This is a genomic window from Streptomyces sp. NPDC001514 (assembly GCF_053597075.1).
The window spans coordinates 339836-362189 of sequence record NZ_JBSFHO010000003.1 but is presented as its reverse complement, the minus strand read 5'-3'; the positions used below and the strand labels follow the sequence as shown (position 1 = coordinate 362189).

Here is a 22354-nt window from a genome sequence, read left to right as displayed (position 1 = left end):
ACGAAGAGAACTCCGGCGCTTCGCACCTCCGCGCCAAGGATGCGTTTCCCTCCCCGGCCGAAGCCGGGGATACCCACGCAAGATCAAGGATGGAACGGGCGAGGCCGCGCCAGTCGATGGCGTGGCCTCGCGGGGTTGTGAGAAGCAGTAACGGGCTCGTCCGGCGGCGGGTGGCCCGCTGCGCGGATCGGTCGGAGACGAGTGAGGCGATCGCGAGAGGGGTCTCGGCGTAGGTATCGCGGCGTCCGTGCGGCCCTTCTCAGGTCACGGCCCGCCCGGGACGATCACCATGTCCGCCGAGGCCGTAAAGCTGTGGACAGCCCTCCGGTGCTGGGGCGAGCATCTCCGCGATGAACAACGAACCTCTCTCCATCCCCAAACGCGTCCGCTTCGTCGAGCTCAGCGCAAAGGCGCTGCGGGCGCTTGCCGACGGTGATCTCGCCGGCGGCAGCGCCGAGGCCGGGGTCGCCCTTGACGAATACTTCGTCTGCGACCGGGCCCGCTGGATCTTCGGCCATCGCGCTGACCAACTCGCCAAGGACCCGTCTGCCGCGCCCTGGATCACGCGGGCCGCGGTGTCCGAGCCGGACGGGGCCGTCGTCGGCGACGCCGGGTTCCACGGGCCGCCGGACGAGGCCGGCATGGTCGAGGTCGGCTACACCGTCATACCCGGGTACCGCCGCCAGGGCTACGCCCGCGCCATGCTGAGGGCGCTGCTCGTCAGGGCCGCCGCCGAACCCAATGTCAGGACCGTGCGGGCCACTATCAGATCCGACAACGACGCGTCTCTGGCCACCATCACGGGCTTCGGTTTCACGCGCGTCGGCGAACGGGGAGACGAGCGCGACGGGCTCGAGATCATCTTCGAGGTCCCGGCAGACGCGATTCAGGCCTAGCAGCTTTACGGCCTCGGCGCACATGGTGAGCGTCCTGGTCGGGCCGTGACATGAGAAGGGCCGCACGGGTTGGGTGAGTTATGAAGCTGACCTGGGCCCGTGCGGCCTGTTCCCGTCCTGCTCTGTCTGGTGTCTCACGCGCACATTTCGGCGAGTTGTTCGCCGAGCTCGCGAGTGCGTGGGAGGCCGCGCGGCAGTCCGCGCTCCGCGAGGCCCGGGGCGGGGAGCGTCGGCGGGGGAGGGTGCCGGCCGAAAGCATCCCCCGCGGCCGTTGGGGCCTGTCCGGCGGATCTTGCCGGACAGGCCCCTGGTCCCGAGGAAGGCTCAGCGCTTGAGCATGAAGGTGAAGTCGCCGGAGAGCTTGCCGCTCAGCTGGACTGCCGAAACGAGTTTCCCCTCCGTGATCAGTCTCTCGACCTCGGCCCGCGAAAGACCGCAACCTTCAGCGATCAGTCGCACCGGCCGGACAGGGATCCGCGCCGCAAAGCGGACCGAGACGTCGATCACCTCGCGGTCCAGGTAATCCGATCCGCCGGTGTCGAGGCGCCAGGCGTTGTCCCAGTCGAGGGCGATGCGATTACGGCGCCGCACGACCGGATCCTGGAGCAGCTCAGCTGTCAGGCCAGGGTCGTTGTCATGCAGCCGGTCCAGCAGCTCAGGCCGTACGGAGCGCACATTCATCCGCTCCAGGACCGTGAGCTTTGCAGTTTCCCCGCAAGCGGTACAGAGCGCGAGGAGCCAGGCGTCGATGAGCTTGTGGTTTGCGTTGACGCGAAATTTACCGCTTGCCCGGAAGCGTTCGGACGCGCACGCGTGGCAACGGCGGAGAACGAGCGGCAGGCAGGTGGGCACGACCACCCAGTTTTCGAGCACAGAAGTACACCGGTTTCAGTGAGAAGTCCGCAGCAAAAAGGAGCGCGGCGCACATGCGCGACGCGCGACGATTCAGCGCTCGGGAGGTCTCACAGGGTGTACAACGGCACGTCCTTGACTAGACGACTTGGTTCGGCAGCACGGTAATGGCGCACAGCGGCGCTGCTCCACTGGTTTTCGAGCGCCTCACCGCCAGGTTCTGTCCGGCGGATCATGGACGAAGCCAGAGCCAGATCGCGGCGACGGTGACGGTGCCGTGGAAGACCGCTTGCCGTACCTCGTGGCCACGGCCCGGAAGTTCTTGAGCCTGTTGATCGTCCGCTCGACCTCGCTCCTACGCTTGTAGATCGTCTTGTCGAAGCCGGCGGGCCGACCGCCTTTGCTGCCCCGGCGCTTGCGGTTGGCCCGCTGGTCCTGCGGCACGGGGATGGTGTGCTTGATGTAGCGTCTGCGCAGGTAGCGGCAGTTACGGCGGGAGCGGTGGATCACCGGCGCATCCGCCTGCCGGCCGTTGAACCCGAGTGCCATCACCAGCACCGAAACGGACAGGGCCTGAAGCCACCCCGGGGCGAGCACGTAGATGGCGAGCGCCGCCCCGAGGCCGACGAACATTGCCAGCACCGTGATGAGGGTGCGCGGCCGCACCCGGCCGTCCCGCTGCCGCGACAGCTTCAGGTCGTCCCAACGATGAACCGGGCCGCGCCGGCCGGGGCTTGGAAGGTGAGGCGGGCGGCATAGATGGGGGCACGCAGCGCGTGATACCCGGTCGCGTGCGCGTAGTGGCGGGCCACCCACGCCGCGGCGGTTTTCAGCTCTGCCGTCGACCGCAGCCACACCGGAATGACGTCCCGGCGGCGGGGGCCCATGAGTCGACCCAGGTAGCCCGGGCCCGCTTCGGTCAGGCGGCGCGCTTTGCCTCCGGGTAGGCGCAGGTCACGCACGCGCCGAGCGAGGTTGGAATGACGTATCCGGCATCGCGTCGGCGCTGGGGGCAGGTGCGGCGGGCGAGCATCGCCAGAGCGAGCGCGCCCCACTTGCGAGAGGTCATCGGCCTCACCGGCTTGGCCCGGTCGATCCGGTACAGGTGAGCGACCATGACGCCCGACTTGCGGCGAGGTGAGCGGCGCATGAGCTGCGCGGCGACGGGCTGCCCGCCGAACCGCAGCCCAGGGGCACGGAGCTGACGCCGGGTGGCGTATCCGTCCGGGGCACGGCGCCACGGGTAGTTGGAAACCAGCGGGTTCGCGGAATCTGAACGCTGGTGTGTGCCGAACCTGCGGGTGGCGGTGGCTCCGCGAGGGGAAGCGCGCTCGGGTTCAGCCCGATGAGAGAGGCCTGAGTGCCTATTCTTCGAAGCCCTGGCAGGTCTAAGCTCGGCAGATGACCTTGGAATGGGAACAGGTAATTGTTCACTCGGAAGATCCGGTGGCCTTGGGGCAGTGGTGGGCTACGGCTCTTGGTTGGGTTGTGGTCCACTCCTCTGATGAGGAGTTCGAGATCCGCCCGGAGCCGGATCGCCTGCCGGGGTTGGACTTCGTCCGGCTTGATGAGAGCAAGAAGGCCAAGAGCCGACTGCATCTCGACTTCAGGCCTGATGACCAGGACGCCGAGGTGGCTCGTCTGGTGGCTCATGGCGCACAGCGTGTTGATATTGGCCAGGGTGATCAATCGTGGGTTGTATTGGCAGACCCCGAAGGTAACGAGTTCTGTGTCCTTGGCCAGCGGCGTCAGTGAGGCTCACGCCTGGGTCGGGTCGATGGTGAAGCGCTCGGGGTGGGCGGCGCGGACGTAGTGGATCGCGGTGTGCGAGGTGATTCCGAACAAGCGCATCAGCCGGACCGGGTCCGCGGTCTCTCGTGCCTCGTCGAGGAATCGGTCCTGCCGAAGCCGTGTGAAGTTGATTCCGATGCGATCGCGGAGCGCTTGGAAGTTGGAGACACCGACGGCGGGCCGGTCGACGTGCATGCGGTGATGGGGCTGACGATCAGATAGGGATTGGCGCTCAGCGGCCAGCGGTGATGGCGCTCGACCAGCCAGTGCTTGACCAGCTGCAGGGCGAACTCGTCCAGGCAGACCTCGTGGTCGAGCCGGTTCGGTCTGCGGATCCGCAGACGTCCTGTCGATCGGTTGAGATCGTCCAGCCGGATCTCGGCAACCTGCTTGGGGCGGATGGCATAGACAGCGACCAGGACGAGGGCGAGCTTGTCCTTAGCGCCCGGGACTTGCTCCAGGAGCCCCCTGAGCCGGTCCGACGGAATGGCCCGGGGGACCCTGACGGGGGCTGTGAGGTGCACGTTCCGGGCTGGGTCGCGGAGGATCCGGCGCTCGCGCCGCAAGGCCCTGAAGAGCGACCGCAGCCCGGTGAAGTACGAGTAGTTGACGGCGGCCGACTTCACCTCGTTCTCAGTGACTTCGTTGAGCGAGGTGAGGTGGTCCAGGTATCCAGGACGGCCACGACGTGGAGCATGTAGCCGCGGATCGTGTTCCAGGGGCATGGCCGGCGACGGTCGTTTGCTCCGTTTCCCCGAAGCACGGCAACCCAGGTGTGAAGGTCTGCCTGGAACTGCGGCGGTGCCTGTGCCGTCCAACGGTGGACGGATGCCTCGTCAACGTCCATCGTTCCCCACACGCCCAGGCAGCCGCCTGTGTCCAGGACCATCAACCCATATTGAACACGTTCGAATCGTGTAGGTGGCCCGCAGCCCAGCCAAGTCGGCAAGCCTTGGCGGTCACAACACTAGCCACCGTCGACTTACAGCGGGAAGGGCATGAGTGCCCCCTGCGTGCCCGGCTGGACGGCGAGCCACGGAGAACAGCGGGGAACGTCGGCGAGCGTCCCTTGGAACCGGCCTGAGCTGCGGAAGTGCTGGATTTTCGAATCAGACTCCATCGACCTCACTGGGCCGCCGACGCCCAACGCCTCTACCCTGCTGTCCTCCATCCCCGTCCACCAGCTCGGAGTCCACTTTGGAACCGATAGAGCTCCTAGCCGCTCTCCGGCGCGGAACAACTCTGGTAGCTGGCTGTCCTGCCGCGGAGCCGACGTGGCAGGCCTGGGTCGCTGTGAGTCCCGGAATCCACCTCGAAGATCGTCTCGGGGTGCGGAACCCTCATCTCGATCTGGTCTGGGTCGTCCGCGAGTGGCACCCCGATTACATCGCCGACGACCTCTGCTGGGCGGAAGGCGACGGCATGCACACGCTCCAGCGCACCGCCTCGCGCGGCGAGGACGAGCTCAAGTCAGTAGCGACACAGTTCGGCGGGGTTGCAGCCTTCGACTACCCATGGCGAGCCGACTATCCGGGATGACGAGCGGTCGAGGCGATCACCTCAGCTGCGTGCCCGACGCGTGCCCGATCAGTCGGGGACGAGCGGGGAACCACGGGGAACCGGAGGCGACAGCCCCTACCGTGCAGGTCAAGCACCACCGAAGCTCAGCAGACATCCGCATACGGCGTCTTCCGAACTCGTGCTCCAGGAGCCGCGCGATGGCGCTTGACTGAGCGATTGAGACTCCGCCGGCCTGGACCGTCGTGCCCGGTGTCAGTGCCGCCGTACACAATGCGCCCATGAGTGATCACTACGAAGTCGTCTTCTCCTGCTTCTTGCGCGACGACACCCCAGAGTCGGTCATGACGGCCTTGCGCTGGCATCTGGGCATGGATGCCGAGTACCCCGAGGAGCTCGACGACGACGGGCAGCTCTACCCGCTACTCGCTCCGGACAACGACAACAGTTGTCTGCCCGGAGGGGACGTCGTGTCCTTGCGCCGCACAGTGCAGGAGTTCACCAAGTCGGGCGAGCGGTATGAGTGGGAGCTCTTCGCACGCAAGGACTGGGTCGACGACTCCATGCTCTACCTCCGTGACCTCCTGGACCTGCTCGCCCCACATGTGGCGGGTCCCGGCTACGGGGGCCACTTCCGCAACTATTACGGCACTGCGGTGACCGTCTTCACGTTCCGCCATGGAACGTACGAACCCATCGAGATCTTGGGGTACTGACCGGCCATGACGCGGCTGTAAGAGCTCATGCCCCTCGCGTGCCCCATCTGACGGGAAGCAGCAGGCGTGGCAGTTCCGTGCAGGGTCGAGCGTTCAGCCGGGGTCAGTTTGGGGCGTGAGGCGCAGACAAGGACCCGCATCAGCACCGTTGTAGATCTGTTGACCTGGCATGACCTGTTGGAGGTCGTACGACGCGCGGGCGAGCCAGCGTTGCTGCGGGCAGCGCCGCACACATCCCCGAAGAGCACGCGACCTACAGCAACGTCGGTGTACAGCCAGCAGCCCCTCATACGATGCCGGCATGAGGGCTTCAGAGATCATGCGTCGTATCAAAGGCTTCAGCACACCAATTGGCGGCCTGGACTGGGAGGCGCCCGTGCCCCAACGGGTCGTCGCCAACAAGGTCATCGTTTACCTGGAGGATCGAAGGGTCTTAACAACCGAGCGCGGGTTCGCGGAGTCGCTTCGGGACCCGGAGCATTGTGTCGCGTCGGTGCTGCAGATACGGGAGACGCTGACCCAGATCCTGATGGAGCCCGACACAGGCGAAGAGCTTGCTGATCACCTCAAGGTGATGCGCGCCGCATGCCGAAAGTTCTTGAACATCGTCGGCCCCAACCACTCACCAGCTGGCAGGCCAACCCGCCTGAGAAGCGCTTCCTTCGGTGCAGCCCTCGGTGAGCTCCGAGCAGTGTTCGGCATTCAACTTGGGGTGATTGCTGCGTGCTACAAACTTGAGCTCTCGGACGGTCTGGAAGCCCTGCTACCCGCTGCTGACTCCGATGACGATGCTTGAGTGGTATCTGGGCGCTGCCTTCGGCGGCCGTCGGCCGCCCGGCGCTGATCCGGTCTGCGCCCGCCTCGACGCGTCCGTGACCTGAGATGCTCTTCCCTGGTAGTCAGTGGGAGATGAGCTGCTGGCCGCCGTCGATGTCGTACGTTGCGCCGGTGAGCGCGTCGTTGCACATGATGTGTACCGCCAGAGCGGCAACGTCGGCCGGGCCGACGACCCGTCGGATGGGAAGCGTGGCACGCAGTTCCTCGCGCCGGGCATCGAGCTGATCGCCCAGGAGCGAGGCCGACAGGGGCGTGTCGACGAATCCGGCTGCGATGAGATTCACCCGGATCGGCGCCAGTTCGAGCGCGAGGTTGGCGGTGAGGGCGGGCAGAGCCGCGGTGAGGGCGGAAACGACAGTCATGCCGACACCGTGGCGCCGACCGCCGGTGCCGCCCATGAAGAGCAGCGTGCCTCCGGCGCGGACCTTGTCACGGCTGTAGAGGGCGACCCCGAGTGTCGTGGCGAGGCGCTCGTCGAACTCACGGCGGGCGGCAGCGAGGTCCATGTCTGCCAAGGGAATGTAGGAGGGGCTGCCGGCTGTGAGCATCACATGGTCGACCGGGCCGGGCAGATCCTGGAAGAACTGCTCGAGGCGGTCGGTGTCGGTGGCGTCGAACGCTGCTGTGCTGAGGGGGTTGAGCTCGAGCGCAGCTTGCTGTAGCCGTTCGGGGTTGCGGCCCACGATGACCACCTGGCCGCCGTCGGCGCGTACCTGGCGGGCGGTTTCGAGTCCGATACCCGCGCTGGCGCCGATCACCACGACGGTCTGGTCGGCGAGGTCAGGCCGTCGGTGGGTGCCGGGGACGCCGGGTGCGGCAGTCATGACGAAGCCCCGCCGCCGAGGACGGTCGGGTCGCCGTCGTGGTTCATTTTGCTGCCCGCCTTCCTTACCTCCGGGTATCAGTCTCTGGTCGTGTTGTCGCGCTTCAGGCTGCTGATCGCCCGCCTGTCACGTCAGCGGCCAGGGGCCCGCTTCTTCACCTCCTGGAGCACCCAGCCGTTGCCGTCCGGGTCGCTGAAGGTGGCGTAGGAGCCGTAGTCGGCACGGTCGGGGTGCGGGCCGGCCACCCGCCCCTCGTCCCCGGCGTGGTGGACGACCCTTCCGGCATCGTGGCCGTGGTGGAAGAGCCCTTCGGCATCGTGGAAGACCTCGCCCACCTCGACGCCGCGGCCGACGAGCTCCGCGCGGGCCTCCTCGATGTCGAAGACGATGAGGTACAGGCCCTGGACCGAGCCGGGCGCTGCGGAGGTGACCCCCTTGCCGATGATGATCGAGCACTCGGAGCCGGGCGGCGTGAACTGCACACACCGGTAGTCCTCACTGGCGACGCTGTCGATGTCCATCCGGAATCCCGCCGCCTCGTAGAAACTCTTGGCCCGATCGACGTCGGAGACAGGCAGCACGATGACTTCGAGTTTCAGATCCATGCGGATGTCCTTCCGTTTCGCAGAGGCGCCGTCCGCATACGCCATGTTCCACAGTGGCTACGCGCATTCCACTCGCCCGATCCAGCAGCACGGCCCCAGTCCGGCGGCACGTCCGCCAACCGCAGGGCCTGGTTTCCTGATTGATCGTCAACGGTGATGTGGAAGGTGAGCCGCATAACGGCGAGAGGTGGCGGCCAGGCCGACGGCCGCACTCAGGCAGCGTGTATCGATCTTGCGCATGGTGCGTCTCCATATAGGGCGGAGATATGCCCTTCGCACCTCAACGTACCGGTTTGTGCGATCCATCGCGCGGCGTACCAGGTCAAGGGTCTGATCCCGCGAGTGATCAGACCCGTGAGCGGTTCCGGACCACGGAGACGGTCAGGGCCGTGGCCGGCCCTCAGCGCTTGAGATAGGCCAGAACGGCCAGCACTCTGCGGTTGTCGTCCGCCGACGGGTTGATCCGCAGCTTGGCGAAGATGCTCGCCGTGTGCTTGGCGACGGCGCTCTCGCTGATGTGCAGGCCGCCGGCGATGGCCGCGTTCGACCTGCCCTCGGCCATCAGCTCGAGGACGTCGCGCTCGCGCGGTGTAAGGCTGCCGATCGTGCCACGGGCGTCGCCGCGCGACAGCAGCCTGGAGATGACCTGAGGGTCCATCACCGTGCCTCCGGCAGCCACGCGGCGGACCGCGTCCACGAACTGCTCGGTGTTCGTGACCCGGTCCTTGAGCAGATACCCGACGGCACCTTCGCCCCCGGCCAGCAGTTCGTTCGCGTAGAGCTGCTCGACGTACTGGGAGAGTACGAGCACGGGCAGGCCGGGCCGTCGGCGACGGGCTTCCAGCGCGGCCTGCAGGCCCTCGTCGGTGAAGGTCGGCGGCAGCCGCACATCGACCACCGCGACATCCGGTGCAGTGTCCCCCTCGTCGAGGAGCGCGCGCAGCAGAGAGGGGCCGTTGTCCACCGCGACGACCTCGCAGCCGTGCTCCTGGAGTGTGCGTGTCAGCCCGTCTCTCAGCAGGAAGAGGTCTTCGGCGAGGACAACGCGCACGGAATCTCCATCGTCACGGTGGTCGGTCCGCCCTGCGGGCTGTGCAGGTCGAGGGTGCCGTCGAAGGTATCCAACCGCCGTCGCACGCCGCTCAGCCCGGTGCCCCGTGACGGGTCGGCGCCGCCGTGACCGTTGTCGGTGACGGTCGCGCGCAGCACGCCGTTCTCGTACGTCAGGGCTATGCCGACCTCGCGGGCGCCGGAGTGTTTCGCCGCGTTCGTCAGCGTCTCGCTCACAGCGAAGTAGGCGGCGGACTCGACCGGTGCCGGGAGCCGACCCGGCAGCCGGGCCTCGACGTGGACGTCGAGGAAGCTGTCGAGCGCCAGCGAGCGGACGGCGTCGCCGAGGCCTCGGTCGGCGAGGACCGGCGGGTGGATGCCGTGGACGAGGTCGCGCAGGTCCTGCAGGGCGCGCTCGGACGATCTGCGGACGTCCAGCAGGAGCTGGCGTGCCGCCGCCGGGTCCGTCTCCAGCAGGCGCGTGGCACGGTCCAGCGTCATCCCCAGGGAGACCAGCCGAGCCTGCGCACCGTCGTGCAGGTTCCGTTCGATGCGCCGCAGTTCGGCGGCCAGAGCGTCCAGGGCGCTGGCACGGGTGTCGGTGAGCCGCTCGACCCGCCGGGTGAGCTGGGTGCTGCGGGGCGCCGAGAGCAGAGGTCGGTTCACCCGGGTGTGCAGCCGGAGCGCGACGGGGGCGGCGAGCAGGCCGGCGGCCATGAAGGCGAGCCCCAGGACAAGCGCGGCAAGCATGGTCGCGGTGCTGTGCATCGGGACGAACGCGTACCAGTTGCCGTCGTCGATGAGCCGCCAGATGAACGGCTGCACCAGCGCGCCGAACGCCCCGTACTGGATCAGCGCGAGGGGAACGGCGACGAGGAGCCCGCCGGTCACCGGCTCCAGCCAGGCCCACGCCAGGTCGCGCCAGAATCCCTCATCGGCGAGGATCGCGCCGGACCTCTTGCGGGCGTTGAGGGCGCGGTCCGCGGGCAGGGGCTCGGGCGGACTGACATGGACGCCCGTCCATCGGGCGGCGCGTGAGCGGGAGCGATCGGACAGGGTGCGCAAGGCCCGCGCGGCGGGCGGCAGCAGCCGGAAACCGACGCCCACGGGCACCAGCAGCAGGGCGAGCACCACGAGCGAGCCGACCGCCGACACCGCGATGGCATGCAGGCTCGCCAGCTGGCACCGGCCGACCGCGACGCAGGCGCGGGAGACGACCGTGCGTGGCTTATCGAACATCTTCCATGATCGAGTGGAGCTTAGCCGGTGCCGCTTCCGTCCCCGGTGCCAGTGCTGACGCGGGCGTCGTCGACCGTGCCCTGCGGACGCCCGCCCATGTCCACAGACCCGCTGCGACCAGGCAGGACGCGCCGAACACCACCATGGGAAGCACCGCGCCCGACTCCTCGTCCATGAACAGCAGCATGCCGAGGTTGATCAGGGCGTGGAAGCCCCCCGCGAACAGCAGCCTGGAAGCCCGCACCTCTTCGAGGGCCCACCCCATCACGACCGACATGGACACGGCCGCCGTCAAGAACGCCCCTGCGTACACAGGGTGTCTCGCGAAAACCTGGACGTGCCAGACGCCCCAGGCCACGCCCACCGCGACCGAGGCGGCAAGGGGGCCGAAGCGGGTGCGCAGCAGTGGTTGCAGGAAGCAGCGCCAGCCGATCTCCTCGGCGCACGCGCCGATCAGTTGTGCCGAGGCGATCAACGCGAACGGGGCATCCGGACGCGTCAATCGCACGTTCCCGGTGAGCGCCGCGTACGCGCCGACGCTCAGCGCGATGATCAGCGGTGCCGTGACGATCAGGAGCAGCCCATGACTGCTGCGGCCCGACAGGGCGCCGGCGAGCAGTGCCCGTACACGCCCCGGCCACAGCAGTGCGGCAACTCCCACGCCGAGTGCGGGTCCGAACTGTGTCAGCTGGATGACCTCGCCGGGGATCCGTGTCACCGGCTGGAGCGCGCCGAGCGCGCCGGCCGTAAGAAAGGTGACGGCGAGGAACAGGGCCATCGCCCTGATGTCGACAGGTGTCATTCGCATGCCGTCGACGATGCCGCCCGGCGGAGCCGCTGCCCTTGCGTCTGGATGCCGGACCGGGGTGTAGGCAGGTACACCCCCGAGCGGCTGCGGGAAGTCCCCCTGCCCGAACCCGAGTTGCCCCGGACGGCTCTTCGTCTGCCGAAGCCACGCAGGGAGCACGGCTCGACCTCGCCGACGCCGGGTGACCAGCGCCGAGTGCCGAGCGGCCGGCGAGTCGGCCCGCGCGCTCCGGAGGTGGTTCCGGGTGGCATTCGGCCAGCAGCAGGCGGACCGCGAAGTCCTCGTCCTCGGCGAGGAGTTCCACCATGTCGGCGGGCAGTTCCGGACACACGGCCGCGCTGCGGCGCAGCCACACGTGCGCGGAGGCCGCACACCGGCGGAGCACTTCGGGGTCCTCGCGGGCCTTCCACACCCAGTCCAGGGTGCCCAGTCTGTCCTCGGGCCCGACGGTCCAGTCGATGGCGGCGCGTTGCTCCTCGGTGAGTTCGGGGCGTGCCGACACATGCAGACGCACCTTCGGATCGGGGTCGGCGGCGAGCCGCTCCACGAGGCCGGCGGGCAGCGACGGGTTCCCGGCGAGCGCGGCAGGCCGGCGCTCGGCCCGCAGGATGTGCTCGGCCACCTCGGCACTGATCGAAGCCCGCGCCACGATCTCGGGGAACCATGCGCTGGTGGCCAGTTCGTCCGCTGCCTCCAGGGTCAGCGCGGCGCCGTCCTGGCATGCCTGGACCTGTGCGGCGTTCCGGACCTCGGGGTCGTCGTCCTCCAGCAGGGCCCGGCGCACGGTCGCGGGAAGCCTGTCCCAGACGCGGCAGGACGCCCTGCGGAGGACGGGGTCGTCATGCCCTGCCAGGCCCACCAGGATGTGGGGCGCGACCGTGGGTGAGAAGGCCGTCTCGTGGCGCACCAGTTCGCGGGGATGGGTGAGCAGACGTTCGTAGGCGTGGTCGGGCAGCGGCGGGATCGCTTCCCGGTAGGGGGTGGGTCCGAGTGCGAGGGCCAGGGCCGCCTTCGGGCTGGGGTCGTCGAGAAGCCGGGCGCGCACCTCCGGCGGCGCGGTCCAGCTCTCGGCGAGGCTCAGGCGGACCCTGTCCTCCGGGTGGGCCAGGAGCGCGTCGAAGACGTCGTCGGGCAGGTTCCCGCGCCGGGGAAGGATGAAGCGGATCGAGTCGTCGTCCCAGCGCAGCAGGCGCAGCAGAACGGACGAAGGTGCCGCCGGGTTGACCGCGAGGCCGTTCAGGGCGCGGTCGACGAGTGAACCCACAGGGGCACGATAGTTCGAACGAGGCGGCTGACGGATGGCGCCCGCCGCACCCGCCGGGGCGAGCCGGCACGGGTGCGGTGCGGTGCTGTGCTGTGCTGTGGGATGCCGCGCGATGTGGTGCAGTCCCCGCTTTCCGGTCAGCGGGTCCTGTCGTCCTCGGAGTCGCGATGGTGCGCGTCGCCGCGCTTCGCCGGTTCGGGTTCCGGCGCGGTGGTCCTGGACGACTCGTGTGCTTCGGGGGTCGGGCCCGTGCGGGCGGCCTCGGCTCGGATCATGGCGTTCAGGGCTGCGAAGGGGTCGATGGGCATGGCTGTGGTCCTTACGTGTGACGAGGGGTGATGGGCCGTCGTGAGCGGGAAGGCCGTAGGGCAGGTGCTGGCCGGCCGCCCGTACGGCTCCCTCAGCAGCGCAGGACCACGGACCTCGTCGGGAGCGGTGCGGGCGGCGGCGTCACGGGGGCCGCCGCGCCGCGGGGGTCCGGGCGAGGCATGACCACGGGGGCCTGCCGGTCACGGGCCTGTGCGCCGCGCCGTTCCGCGCGGCAGGGCGGGACGGGCTGCTCCGTCTCGGCGGTGTCCTGCTGGCCTTCCCCGGCCGGATCGACCGGATCGGCCGGGGAGGAGGAGCCCGGGGTCCGGGTGTCGGATCCCTGGAGCGGTACGGCCGCGGCGCCCGCGCCCGCCTGCGTACCCCACAGGGCGATGAGGGTCAGCAGCACGACGAGCACGGCACGAACAACTGCACAGCGCGCGGAACGGTTCACGGGCGCACCTCCTGCACATGTCAGATGTGCCCGCGAACCGTCCCCGGTCCGCCCCCCTCGGGCCGGGATCCGCTCTCCGGCCTACACCCGCTGCACCCGTTACGCCGAATTCGCCGCCCGGGTGGCCGCCCTGTGGTTGCGCGCCGACATCCACGCGTAGACCAGGACACCGGCGAAGAGGAACAGCACGCCCTGGTAGACCGCCGCGTAGCCGGAACCCGCGACCAGCCACACCGAGAAGGCGGCGGCGACCGCCGCGAGCACCCCGTCGCGCACGAGCCGGGCGCGGCTGACGCGGTGCGACTGCCCCGAGGCCAGGTAGTGGATCTGCGCCGCCGTGGACAGGAGATACGGCACCGTGGCCGTGAACGTGGTGACCAGGACCAGGATCTCGAACACGCCGTCCGAGCCGGCGGTGTAGTTGTAAACCGTCAGCAGCGAGGCCAGGACGACGGTCACGACCACGCCCGTCGTCGGCACCCCGCGCCGCTTGCGCGCGAAGACCGCGGGGAACAGGCCGTCCTGGGCGGCCGCGTAGGGCGTCTGGGCGCTCAGCAGCGTCCACCCGTTCAGTGCGCCGACAATCGAGACGAGCGCCATGCATGCCACGGCCGCGCCGCCCCAGGCACCGCCGAACATGGCGTTGACGGCATCGGAGAACGGCGCCGTGGACGAGATGAGCCTGTCGTGTGCGACGGTGCCGAACACCGCGACCGTGCCCAGCAGATAGAGCACGGCGGCCCCGGCCGTACCGAGGATCGTGGCGCGTCCGACGTTGCGCTGGGGGTCACGGACCTCGCCCGCGCTCACGGCCGCCGACTCCACGCCCAGGTAGCTGAACAGCAGGATCGCCGCGGATGCGGAGAGCGCCCCGACAGTCCCGCTGCCGCTCGCCTCGAACGGGCCCAGGTTGTCCGCGTCGAAGAAGAAGAGCCCGCCGACGGCGACGAGGAGCAGGGGCACGAACTTCATGACGGTCGCCACGAGCTGGACGGCACCGACGTACCGCGTGCCGGCCAGATTCGCGAGGGCGGGCAGCCACTGCAGGAGCAGGACCGCCCCGATCGTGGCCGGCTTGGAGTCATGGAGCGGTACGAGCACGTCGAGGTAGCCGACCGCGGCCACGGCCAGCGCGGCGTTCGACACCCAGGCGGTGATCCAGTACGACCAGGCGGCGAGGAAACCGGCGAAGTCCCCGAAGGCCTCGCGTGCGTAGACGTAGGGTCCGCCGGTGCGCGGATGGCGCTCGGCGAGCCGGCCGAAGACGAGGGCGAGGGCGATCGCGCCGACGGTGAGGACGGCGAAGGCGACGAGGCTGATCGTGCCGAAGGGGGCGACGGAGGCGGGGAGCAGGAAGATCCCGCCGCCGATGATGTTGCCCATGACCAGTGCCGTGGCGACGGGGAGTCCGAAGCGCCGGGTGTGCTTGCTCTGCGTGCGCTCGCCGTCCGTGCGCTCGGCGTCCGTGTGCTCGCCCTGCGCGTGACCGCCCTGCGTGTGCTCGCCCCGCGTGTGCTCGCCCCGCGTGTGCTTCTGCTCTTTGCTCTGTTCCCCGGAAACGGTTGCGATCGTGTCCCTGGGGGGAACGGTGGTGGTCATGAGGGTGGTGCGCCTTTCTTCGTGCAAACCCGTCCATGGTCAGGGACGGTGCAGGCTGCACCAAATCACTCGCTTTTGTCCTGTACGGCCCCGCCGGTGACCGGAAAAGCTTCTTCCGTGCCACCCGCCGGCCGGTGATCCTCCACGCTGCCGAGCGGCACCTGCGGGCCGTGCGCATCGCCCAGGGACTCGCCGAGCCAGCGCCGCAACACCTCGTGCACCTGCTCCGCCCCGGCCGGCTCGCCGCCGTCGGCGACCGGCTCGGAGAACTCGTACGGCGACAGCAGAAACGGATGGGACTGCTCACCGCCGAGGCCGCCGTGCGAGCCGATCTGCTGCTCGAAGGCATGCACCCGACCGCTGTCGGGGTCGTACATCGAGTTGACCATGATGTCCGCGACATGCGGGAAGCAATCGGTGCGCCGGACGGCGTCCGCCGCCCCCGGCCCGAACGCGGCCAGCGGCCCGGAGCCGTCGAGCGTGTCCACCGGAAGCTCCGCCCCGTCCCTGCCGAGCACGACGGATCCGTGCTGCTCGCTGCGCACGAGCAGGAAGCCGATGCCCGGATGGTTGGCGAGGGTGCGCAGCAGGGCCGGATGGTGGCGGTCGATCTGCTCCCGGCTGAGCCGCCCCGGCAGACCCGGGAAGGAGATCAGGCCGAGGTTGCCGGACGCGAGGACGAGCGGATCGGAGCCGCCCGTCTGCCGTTCCGCGGCGTCCTCGTCCTCGTTCTCGTCCCCGACCGGCCGGTGCAGGGCGCTGCGCAGCGCGTCACGGGCGGCGTCACGGGCCTCCGCGCCGCTCCTGGTGCGCCCGGCGCGGCGCGACACCGGCAGGCCGCAGCCGGCCCGCACCAGATCCTTCAGCGTCAGCCCGTAGGCGCCCTCGAAGGTCTCCCCGGGGCTCTGACCGTGGTCGGAGAGCAGCACGATCCGGTACCTGCGGGGCGCGTGGTCGGCGACCGTGGCGATCAGCGCGACGGCGCGGTCGATCCGCGCCAGCACCTTCGCCGCGTCCCGGCTGTGCGGTCCGGAGTGGTGGGCGACCTCGTCGTACGCGACGAGGTCCGCGTACACGGCCGTGCGTCCGGCGAGCATGTCCCCGATCACGGCGGCGATCACCACGTCTCGTTCGACGACGGTCGCGAAGGCCCGGATGAAGGGGTAGAGGCCGCCGCGGCCGACGCGCGGCTCGTCGCCGCGCAGCCGGGAGCGGATCGACTGGCCGATCTCGCGGACGGCTTCCGCGACGAAGGAGACCGCGGTACGGACGGCGTTGGCGGGGTCGGAGAAGTACGCGAAGTATCCGGCCCGGGAGCGGTTGGCGCGACCGCGGCGGGCGGCCACCGAGAGCACGAGCGCGAGCTGGTCGGCGCCGCCGCTGAAGAGGTTTCCGCGGCTGGCCCCGTCGAGGCCGAGCAGTCCGGCGTCGCGCGTGCGGGCGACGGCACGGCGCTGGAGTTCGGCGGCGCTCGCCGGCCGGTTGCTGACCATGATCCGGCCGGTGTCCTTCTCGTACCAGCGGAATCCGGGGACGTCGTGGTTCGAGCCGTGCAGGATGCCGAGTTGGCTGGCGCCGGTCTGGCTCGACCAGTCGGTGCGCCAGCGGGTGAGCCGGTGGGAGGTGTCGAGCCAGCTCGCCACGGTCGGCATCAGCCCGCCCTCGACCGCCTGTACGAGGACGGCGTGCCCGACCCCGTCGAGCTGCAGGAACACCGTGCCGGGCGGCGCGCTGCCCGCGATGCGTTCACCGCGTCTGCGGCGGCGCCGGTCGGCGAGGCGGGAGAGGCGGCGGCGGTAGGCGTTGTCGTCACGGACGGCGAGTCCGGTGGAGGTGGCGGAGGCGACCGCCGACATCACGGCGGCGACCACGACCGCGGTCTCCGGTTCGGCGGCGCCGCGCCCGTCGGGGATCAGCCACAGGGCGAACAGCAGCAGCGAGCCGTTGAGGAAGAACACCAGGAGCCCGAGTACGAGGGCCGGGACGAGCAGGAGCGCACGGACCACCACGGGCCACACGAGTGCGCTGAGCAGACCGAAGGCGCCCGCACCCCACGCCGCGGTGATCGCCGTCCGGGTGGCGCTGTCCCCGTCGGCGGACTGGAGCTCGAAGTCGGGCAGGATCCCGGCGAGCGCGAGCATCGTGAGCGTGGACACGGCCCACACCACGATCACTCGCAACAGGGCGCCGCCGGCCGTCCGCCATCGCCGCTCGCCCACGCCCGGTCACTGCCTCTCGCCCGCACGATTCGCTCGGTGTCCAGCGTGACACAACCCCGGGCACGGTCCCTTTTCGTCCGCGGACCGGGGGCGGGGGCGGGGGCTCGGCTCAGCAGCCGTCGTATCCGGCCGTCGGCATCGAGAGCCTGCGGTGCACGCTCGCCTTCATGGCGGCGTCGTAGGACGGCTCGTCGAGCCCTGCGGTCTCGAGCCGCACGCCGCGCCGTTCGCATTCCGCGGAGAACGCCGGCACGGAGGTGAGCGCGCGGGCGAGCACCCGCTCGTTGGGGGCGACGAAGAGATCGACGAGGCCCGCATCGACATCCGCCCAGAGCCCGCAGTGGTCGGGGCGCAGCCCGTAGAACAGCAGTTCCCGGGTGACCACGTACCCCTTGTCCGCGGCCCAGCGTGCGCACATGGCGTGCTGGGTGCGGGTGTCGACGATGAAGGGATCGCTGTCGAGCTCCTCGAGCGGGGTCAGACTGGCGATCGCCGCCACTCGTACGTCGCTTCGCGCATCGCTTCGTACGTCGTCCATGGACCGTCCCTCTGCGTCGGCTGTCGTCGCCGACCCTACTCCGGGTGCGGCAGCGCGAGACAGGCGCACATCGGGGGCTGCCGGAGGACCGCGCGGTCGCGCAACGCCTACTCTCGTACACGGGCTCGTGCTGGCTCGTGCAGGCTTGTGCAGGCTTGTGCACGGATCTCGGGGAGTGAGGAGGCGGTGCGTGCCGGTGGAGGTCACCTGGTGGGGTCACGCCACCTGTACGGTCGAGGACTCCGGGGTCCGGGTGCTCACCGACCCGCTGTTCGTGGGCAGGCTCGCGCATCTGCGGCGTCGGCGCGGTGAACTGCCGCCGCCCGAGGCCGCGATCGCCGAGGCCGTCGTCGTGTCGCATCTGCACTCCGACCATCTGCATCTGCCGTCGCTGGCCCGGCTCGCACCCGGCACCCGACTGATCGTGCCGCGCGGCGCTCAGCGCGCGGTGCCGGGGCTCCGGAGACTCGACGGGCTCCGGATCACCGAGGTGGCGCCGGGCGACGAGGTGGCGGTGGAGGGTCTGTGCGTACGAGCCGTTCCCGCACTGCACGACGGGCGGCGGCTCCCGGTGGGCCCGCATCGCTCGCCGGCGCTCGGCTATGTGATCCGTGGTGCGGTGAGCACGTACTTCGCCGGGGACACCGGGCTGTTCGACACCATGGCGGACGCGGTCGGCCCGGTGGATGTGGCGTTGCTGCCGGTGGGCGGCTGGGGGCCGTTCCTGGGGCACAAGCACCTGAACCCGGACCGCGCGGCGCGCGCCCTCGCCGCGCTGGCGCCCCGCTCGGCCGTGCCGGTGCACTACGGCACGTACTGGCCGATCGGGATGGACGCGATCAGGCCGCACGAGTTCCACTCGCCCGGGGACGAGTTCGTGCGGAAGGCGGCGCGGCTGGCGCCGGAGGTGGCGGTGCACCGGCTGGGGCACGGCGAGAGTGTCCGGCCGGAGGTCGCCCCATGACCCTCCAGGACGTCGTGGGCCAGGTGCCGCCGGAGACACAGCAGGTCGTCGGCTATCCGTCGCTGTTTCTGCTGGTGGCGCTGGGTGCGCTGGTGCCGGTGGTACCGACGGGAGCGCTGGTGAGTTCGGCCGCGGTGGTGGCGTTCCATCAGACGGCGCCGTTCGCGCTGCTTTTCGTCTTCCTGGTGGCGGCGCTCGCGGCGTTCGTCGGGGACATCACGTTGTACTGGCTGGGGCGGCGCGGGGTCGGCTCGAAGAACGGTTCGAAGTGGCTGGGAGCCCTGCGGGACCGGGCGGCTCCGGACCGGCTGGCGCTGGCGCAGCGCAAGCTCGACGAGCACGGGGCACAGGTGCTCGTGCTGTCGCGACTGGTGCCTGCCGGACGTATTCCGGTGATGCTGGCGTGTCTGCTGGCCAGGATGCCGACAGCGTGGTTCGCGCGGGGCGATGCGCCGGCGTGCCTGGCGTGGGCGGCGACGTACGGCCTCATCGGGATCCTCGGCGGCTCGCTGTTCCCGGAGCCGTGGCAGGGCGTCGTGGCAGCGGTGGCACTGACGGTGCTGATCAGCGCGGCGCCCGCGCTGTGGCGCAGGCTGCGGGGGCCGGGGCGGCCGGGGCCGGGCCCGGGCTCGTCGGACGGGCAGCGGGCGTGAGGCCCGGGCGGGAGGCGCGAGCCGCCGGCTGGTTCATTCGGAGGCAAGCAGGCGGGCGGCGCGGCTCCGTTCGGTCACAGACAGCACACGTGAGCCGCCGACCGGGAGGTCCCAGAGCCGCTCGCGCGCGAGGCCGGTGTGCTCCCAGGCCGCCAGCAGCCGGGTGAGCGGCTCCAGGACGGGCTCGGCGGAGAGCACGAACGTCGCCCAGTGCATCGGCGCCATGTTCCGGGCCCCGAGGTCCTGGAAGGCCTGCACGGCCTCCTCCGGGTCGGTGTGCACGGTGCTGAGCCACCAGCGCGGCGCGTACGCCCCGATGGGCAGCAGGGCCAGATCGATGTCCTGGTGGCGCCGGCCGATCTCCTTGAACCAGTGGCCGTATCCGGTGTCGCCCGCGAAGTAGATCCGACGGCCCTGCTGGTCGGTGAGGACCCAGCCGCCCCAGAGGGAACGGCAGCTGTCGGTGAGGGTGCGCTTGGACCAGTGATGTGCCGGTACGAAGTCGAACCGCACCGCTCCCCCGCCAGGCGCTGGCAGTTCGGCGGCCTCCCACCAGTCGAGCTCGGTGACCCGGGTGAACCTGCGGCGTCGGAACCAGCGTCCGAGCCCGGCCGGTACGAACAGCGGGGTGCGTCTGGGGAGACGGGCGATGGTGGGGGCGTCGAGGTGGTCGTAGTGGTTGTGGCTGATGACCACGGCGTCGACGGGCGGCAGGTCCTCCCAGCGGACGCCGACCGGGGTGAGACGGGCCGGGGTACCGAGAATCCTGCGCGACCACACGGGATCGGTGAGCACGGTCAGACCTCCGATCGCGACCACCCAACTTGCGTGCCCGGCCCAGGTGACGGCGACGGTCCCCGGCTCCGCGGCGGGCAGCGGCCCGGGCGCGAACGGCAGCTGCGGAATGTCCGCCAGCCCCGCTGCGGCCGGCCGCAGCGCCCCGTCCCTGGCCAGTCTGGCCATGGCCCGCACCCCGGGCAGCGGCGAGGTGAGCCGGTCGGCGAACGAGTAGGGCCACCGGCGGACGACGCCAAGAGGCCGGAGCCCGCCCGTGGGGCGGCCTCCGTCCGCGCTCACGGCCTCGGGTGCGCCGACGGACCGCGCGGGGCTCGCGGCCTCGGATGCGCCGACGGACCGCGCCGAGCTCGCGGACCGGGTTGCGCCGGCGGTTCCCGCCGGGCTCGCAGCCCCAGATGCGCCGAAGGACCCCGCCGGACCGGTCGGCCGCGCCACGGAACGGGCCCCCACCGGGCTCGCGGCCCCGGTCGCATCAGCAGCTGCCTGCGCGCCGCTGGGCCCGGATGCGCCGACGGAACCCGCTGGGGCGACGGGCCACGTTGCGCCGACAGAGCCCGCCGCGCTCGTGCACCCGGTCGTACCAGCAGCTCCCCCGGTGCCTGAGACTTCGGTCGCTCCCACGGAACCCGCACGGTCTCCGCCCCTGTCGGTGCCCGCTCCCCCGGTCGGCGCCGGACGCGGCGAAGGGCCCGCCTGCACGGTGGGGGCGTCGGACTCCGGGCGCGCGGTGTGCGCCGCGCGCTCGGGCCCGGCCGTCTCCGTGTCCCCGGGCGGAGCTCCGGCCTCGCCGGTACGTGGGGAGACCTGCGCGGCGGACGTACCGGAGGAGCGCACCCCGGACGAGCCGGGCTCGAGCTGCGGGGAGCCTGCCGGGCGCCCGGCCCCGGCAGCGGGCGCCGCACCGCTCGGCGACGCCGGCCGGGGCGTCGGTCCCGTATCTGCGGCGGCCCCTGAGGAATGGGCGGGGTACGGCCCGCCCGACGCGGCCGGGCGGCCCTCGGGGCGGGCGGGATGGTGCGGGGGCGGGGGCTCCGGGTGGTCCGTCATCTGCGGCTCCGTTCATCGCGGGGTGCGGTTCGCGGTTCGCGGGTGGGTCAGCGGAGTTCGTCGAAGGCCGATCCGAAGAAGGTCAATGCCCCGGCCACATGGGGCAGTTCCAATGGTTGTTCGGCGGCGAGCGCTTCCAGGCGCTCCGCCGGCGTCGTCCCGAGCAGCGGGCCCGTGCCCAGGCGGACGCGGAGGGCGCCGAGTTCGTCGCCGAAGCGGTGGCCGCCGGGCGACAGGGTGCCGAGGCGGGCGCTGAGGTAGTCCTCGAGTTCCATGGAGTCGGTCACGCCGCGCGCGGCGAGCCGGGCGCGCAGCGGGCCCAGGTCGGCGTACAGATGGCGGCCCGCCTGCGGGGGGCGGGCGAGGGCGCCCGCGGTGAGGACCGCGCGATGGACCGCGGCCGCGACCTGTGCGTGGAGGGCGGCCGCACGGGCGGCCCGCGTGGTGACCGGTCCGGGCTCGCCGAGGGCGTGCGCGGCGGCGACGGCGACCGGGCCGGCGACGAACGCCCCGAGCGCGGTGAGGATGTCGAGGACCCTGGCCCGTCGGCCCGCCGCGCGCTCCGTGGCGGGGAAGCGGGCGACCGCCGCCGGCCACGCGGGCGGGGCGAGCGCGCCCGACAGGTCGCAGAGCACGGTCACGTCGTCGGGGCACATCTCGGCGGGGCTCAGCAGCACCCGCTCGTGCGGCCGGTGCAGCGTGTCCCGCCAGGTCTCGTCGCTGACGATGTGCAGCCCCTCGTCGACGGCGGCCTCGCAGGCCTCACGTACCAGCTCCGGAGGAGCGACCGTGGCGGTCGGGTCGTCGGCGACGGAGAGCAGCAGCAGGTGCGGCGCACCGCCCTCTGCCCGCACCCTGCGCACGGTCTCCAGCAGGGCGTACGGATCCGGCACGCCACCGCACTCCGCGGGCGTGGGCACGTGGTACGCGGGCCGCCCGAGGAGCCGGGCCTGCGGCGTCCACCAGGCGGGGCACGGCCGGGGCATCAGCACGTCGCCGCCGTGTGCGGCCAGCAGGGCGAGCAACAGGGGCTGGGCGCCCGGTGCGGCCGCGATGTCCTCGGCGTGGCTGCGCAGCCCCCGCCGCCACCAGTAGCCGGCGGCGGCCTCCCGCAGGATCGGTCCTCCGCCGGGCGGCTCGGGGTCCGATGTGCGCCCGGCCGCGGCCGCGAGCACCTCCGCGAGCTCGGGCAGTACGGGCAGGCCGGGCTCCGGTGCGTGCGGGCCGTAACGGACCGGACCGTGGTCTTCCGGATCGGTCCGCTCCATAAGCCCACCTCCCGTGCTCGCGCCCGGGAACCCTGCCCGGTCCACGTGCCCTTTATACGGAGGTTCGGCCCGGCCCGCCGCTCCGGTCAGCCCATTCCCGTGATC

General features: G+C 70.9%; 22 protein-coding genes and 2 pseudogenes. 7 read left to right on the top strand and 17 right to left on the bottom strand.

Annotation, left to right across the window (positions count from 1 at the left end; translation table 11 throughout):
- Window positions 1-350 precede the first annotated feature (350 nt).
- On the top strand, window positions 351-896 hold the full coding sequence (locus ACWCXB_RS06195; RefSeq protein WP_450719507.1) for a GNAT family N-acetyltransferase: 546 nt from the start codon (window positions 351-353) through the stop codon (window positions 894-896).
- A 324-nt stretch (window positions 897-1220) separates the two neighbouring features.
- Here ACWCXB_RS06195 and ACWCXB_RS06190 read toward each other — a convergent pair whose 3' ends face one another.
- The 4 genes and pseudogenes from ACWCXB_RS06190 to ACWCXB_RS06175 all read right to left on the bottom strand — a co-directional run bounded on the left by ACWCXB_RS06190 (window position 1221) and on the right by ACWCXB_RS06175 (window position 3006).
- Window positions 1221-1769 carry a DUF1062 domain-containing protein gene (locus tag ACWCXB_RS06190; protein ID WP_450719505.1) on the bottom strand — a complete coding sequence of 183 codons (549 nt, stop codon included), beginning with the start codon at window positions 1767-1769 and terminating at the stop codon, window positions 1221-1223.
- 211 nt (window positions 1770-1980) lie between these two features.
- Window positions 1981-2249, bottom strand: a pseudogene (locus ACWCXB_RS06185) (transposase); the annotation flags it as partial.
- A pseudogene (locus ACWCXB_RS06180) lies at window positions 2244-2662 on the bottom strand (cell division protein FtsK); the annotation flags it as partial. The pseudogenes ACWCXB_RS06180 and ACWCXB_RS06185, both read right to left, overlap by 6 nt.
- 5 nt (window positions 2663-2667) lie before the next feature.
- Window positions 2668-3006 carry an RRQRL motif-containing zinc-binding protein gene (locus ACWCXB_RS06175; protein ID WP_450719549.1) on the bottom strand — a complete coding sequence of 113 codons (339 nt, stop codon included), beginning with the start codon at window positions 3004-3006 and terminating at the stop codon, window positions 2668-2670.
- 143 nt (window positions 3007-3149) lie between these two features.
- Here ACWCXB_RS06175 and ACWCXB_RS06170 point away from each other — a divergent pair, with 143 nt between their 5' ends.
- Window positions 3150-3503 (top strand): VOC family protein, encoded by a 354-nt coding sequence (locus ACWCXB_RS06170; protein ID WP_450719503.1) that lies wholly within the window; start codon window positions 3150-3152, stop codon window positions 3501-3503.
- A 95-nt stretch (window positions 3504-3598) separates the two neighbouring features.
- Here the strand turns inward: ACWCXB_RS06170 and ACWCXB_RS06165 are convergent, their stop codons facing one another.
- Window positions 3599-4264 (bottom strand): hypothetical protein, encoded by a 666-nt coding sequence (locus ACWCXB_RS06165; protein ID WP_450719501.1) that lies wholly within the window; start codon window positions 4262-4264, stop codon window positions 3599-3601.
- 604 nt (window positions 4265-4868) lie between these two features.
- Here ACWCXB_RS06165 and ACWCXB_RS06160 point away from each other — a divergent pair.
- The 3 genes from ACWCXB_RS06160 to ACWCXB_RS06150 all read left to right on the top strand — a co-directional run bounded on the left by ACWCXB_RS06160 (window position 4869) and on the right by ACWCXB_RS06150 (window position 6569).
- Window positions 4869-5078, top strand: a complete 210-nt coding sequence (locus tag ACWCXB_RS06160; RefSeq protein ID WP_450719499.1) for a hypothetical protein — start codon at window positions 4869-4871, stop codon at window positions 5076-5078.
- Window positions 5079-5338: 260 nt separating this feature from the next.
- Complete coding sequence (locus ACWCXB_RS06155; protein WP_450719497.1) at window positions 5339-5773, top strand: hypothetical protein; 435 nt, start codon at window positions 5339-5341, stop codon at window positions 5771-5773.
- A gap of 301 nt (window positions 5774-6074) precedes the next feature.
- Window positions 6075-6569 (top strand): DUF6650 family protein, encoded by a 495-nt coding sequence (locus tag ACWCXB_RS06150; RefSeq protein ID WP_450719495.1) that lies wholly within the window; start codon window positions 6075-6077, stop codon window positions 6567-6569.
- A gap of 103 nt (window positions 6570-6672) precedes the next feature.
- Here the strand turns inward: ACWCXB_RS06150 and ACWCXB_RS06145 are convergent, their stop codons facing one another.
- The 10 genes from ACWCXB_RS06145 to ACWCXB_RS06100 form a co-directional block, all read right to left on the bottom strand.
- Window positions 6673-7434: an SDR family oxidoreductase gene (locus ACWCXB_RS06145; protein WP_450719493.1), complete on the bottom strand. Its 762-nt coding sequence runs from the start codon at window positions 7432-7434 to the stop codon at window positions 6673-6675.
- A gap of 131 nt (window positions 7435-7565) precedes the next feature.
- Window positions 7566-8039 carry a glyoxalase gene (locus ACWCXB_RS06140; protein ID WP_450719491.1) on the bottom strand — a complete coding sequence of 158 codons (474 nt, stop codon included), beginning with the start codon at window positions 8037-8039 and terminating at the stop codon, window positions 7566-7568.
- 400 nt (window positions 8040-8439) lie between these two features.
- A complete protein-coding gene (locus tag ACWCXB_RS06135; RefSeq protein WP_450719489.1) occupies window positions 8440-9090 on the bottom strand; it encodes a response regulator transcription factor in 651 nt (216 codons plus the stop codon).
- Window positions 9054-10328: a sensor histidine kinase gene (locus ACWCXB_RS06130; protein WP_450719487.1), complete on the bottom strand. Its 1275-nt coding sequence runs from the start codon at window positions 10326-10328 to the stop codon at window positions 9054-9056. The genes ACWCXB_RS06135 and ACWCXB_RS06130 overlap by 37 nt, the downstream gene beginning before the upstream one ends.
- Entirely contained in the window at window positions 10318-11136 is an 819-nt protein-coding gene (locus ACWCXB_RS06125) for a CPBP family intramembrane glutamic endopeptidase (protein WP_450719485.1), read from the bottom strand. Before ACWCXB_RS06125 ends, ACWCXB_RS06130 begins: the two co-directional genes overlap by 11 nt.
- A 1401-nt stretch (window positions 11137-12537) precedes the next feature.
- Complete coding sequence (locus tag ACWCXB_RS06120) at window positions 12538-12708, bottom strand: hypothetical protein (protein WP_450719483.1); 171 nt, start codon at window positions 12706-12708, stop codon at window positions 12538-12540.
- Window positions 12709-12800: 92 nt separating this feature from the next.
- Window positions 12801-13163 carry a hypothetical protein gene (locus ACWCXB_RS06115; protein ID WP_450719481.1) on the bottom strand — a complete coding sequence of 121 codons (363 nt, stop codon included), beginning with the start codon at window positions 13161-13163 and terminating at the stop codon, window positions 12801-12803.
- Window positions 13164-13262: 99 nt separating this feature from the next.
- Window positions 13263-14762: an amino acid permease gene (locus ACWCXB_RS06110; RefSeq protein WP_450719479.1), complete on the bottom strand. Its 1500-nt coding sequence runs from the start codon at window positions 14760-14762 to the stop codon at window positions 13263-13265.
- Window positions 14763-14827: 65 nt separating this feature from the next.
- Complete coding sequence (locus ACWCXB_RS06105; RefSeq protein ID WP_450719477.1) at window positions 14828-16981, bottom strand: alkaline phosphatase family protein; 2154 nt, start codon at window positions 16979-16981, stop codon at window positions 14828-14830.
- A gap of 109 nt (window positions 16982-17090) precedes the next feature.
- Window positions 17091-17519, bottom strand: a complete 429-nt coding sequence (locus ACWCXB_RS06100; protein WP_450719475.1) for a hypothetical protein — start codon at window positions 17517-17519, stop codon at window positions 17091-17093.
- Window positions 17520-17709: 190 nt separating this feature from the next.
- Between ACWCXB_RS06100 and ACWCXB_RS06095 the strand changes: the two genes are divergently transcribed.
- On the top strand, window positions 17710-18483 hold the full coding sequence (locus tag ACWCXB_RS06095; protein WP_450719473.1) for an MBL fold metallo-hydrolase: 774 nt from the start codon (window positions 17710-17712) through the stop codon (window positions 18481-18483).
- Window positions 18480-19136, top strand: coding sequence for a DedA family protein (locus tag ACWCXB_RS06090; RefSeq protein WP_450719471.1), 657 nt, complete (start codon window positions 18480-18482; stop codon window positions 19134-19136). Before ACWCXB_RS06095 ends, ACWCXB_RS06090 begins: the two co-directional genes overlap by 4 nt.
- Before the next feature lie 33 nt (window positions 19137-19169).
- Here ACWCXB_RS06090 and ACWCXB_RS06085 read toward each other — a convergent pair whose 3' ends face one another.
- Window positions 19170-20213 carry an MBL fold metallo-hydrolase gene (locus ACWCXB_RS06085; RefSeq protein WP_450719469.1) on the bottom strand — a complete coding sequence of 348 codons (1044 nt, stop codon included), beginning with the start codon at window positions 20211-20213 and terminating at the stop codon, window positions 19170-19172.
- Window positions 20214-21028: 815 nt separating this feature from the next.
- Window positions 21029-22249, bottom strand: coding sequence for an aminotransferase class I/II-fold pyridoxal phosphate-dependent enzyme (locus tag ACWCXB_RS06080; protein ID WP_450719467.1), 1221 nt, complete (start codon window positions 22247-22249; stop codon window positions 21029-21031).
- Window positions 22250-22354 lie beyond the last annotated feature (105 nt).

Bases quoted from the DNA above. Each gene is read 5' to 3' on its own strand.
- ACWCXB_RS06150 (WP_450719495.1), top strand. From the start codon at position 6,075: ATGAGGGCTTCAGAGATCATGCGTCGTATCAAAGGCTTCAGCACACCA.
- ACWCXB_RS06100 (WP_450719475.1), bottom strand. From the start codon at position 17,519: ATGGACGACGTACGAAGCGATGCGCGAAGCGACGTACGAGTGGCGGCG.
- ACWCXB_RS06145 (WP_450719493.1), bottom strand. From the start codon at position 7,434: ATGACTGCCGCACCCGGCGTCCCCGGCACCCACCGACGGCCTGACCTC.
- ACWCXB_RS06110 (WP_450719479.1), bottom strand. From the start codon at position 14,762: ATGACCACCACCGTTCCCCCCAGGGACACGATCGCAACCGTTTCCGGG.
- ACWCXB_RS06165 (WP_450719501.1), bottom strand. From the start codon at position 4,264: ATGCCCCTGGAACACGATCCGCGGCTACATGCTCCACGTCGTGGCCGT.
- ACWCXB_RS06125 (WP_450719485.1), bottom strand. From the start codon at position 11,136: ATGCGAATGACACCTGTCGACATCAGGGCGATGGCCCTGTTCCTCGCC.
- ACWCXB_RS06155 (WP_450719497.1), top strand. From the start codon at position 5,339: ATGAGTGATCACTACGAAGTCGTCTTCTCCTGCTTCTTGCGCGACGAC.
- ACWCXB_RS06195 (WP_450719507.1), top strand. From the start codon at position 351: ATGAACAACGAACCTCTCTCCATCCCCAAACGCGTCCGCTTCGTCGAG.
- ACWCXB_RS06130 (WP_450719487.1), bottom strand. From the start codon at position 10,328: ATGTTCGATAAGCCACGCACGGTCGTCTCCCGCGCCTGCGTCGCGGTC.
- ACWCXB_RS06140 (WP_450719491.1), bottom strand. From the start codon at position 8,039: ATGGATCTGAAACTCGAAGTCATCGTGCTGCCTGTCTCCGACGTCGAT.
- ACWCXB_RS06170 (WP_450719503.1), top strand. From the start codon at position 3,150: ATGACCTTGGAATGGGAACAGGTAATTGTTCACTCGGAAGATCCGGTG.
- ACWCXB_RS06120 (WP_450719483.1), bottom strand. From the start codon at position 12,708: ATGCCCATCGACCCCTTCGCAGCCCTGAACGCCATGATCCGAGCCGAG.
- ACWCXB_RS06090 (WP_450719471.1), top strand. From the start codon at position 18,480: ATGACCCTCCAGGACGTCGTGGGCCAGGTGCCGCCGGAGACACAGCAG.
- ACWCXB_RS06080 (WP_450719467.1), bottom strand. From the start codon at position 22,249: ATGGAGCGGACCGATCCGGAAGACCACGGTCCGGTCCGTTACGGCCCG.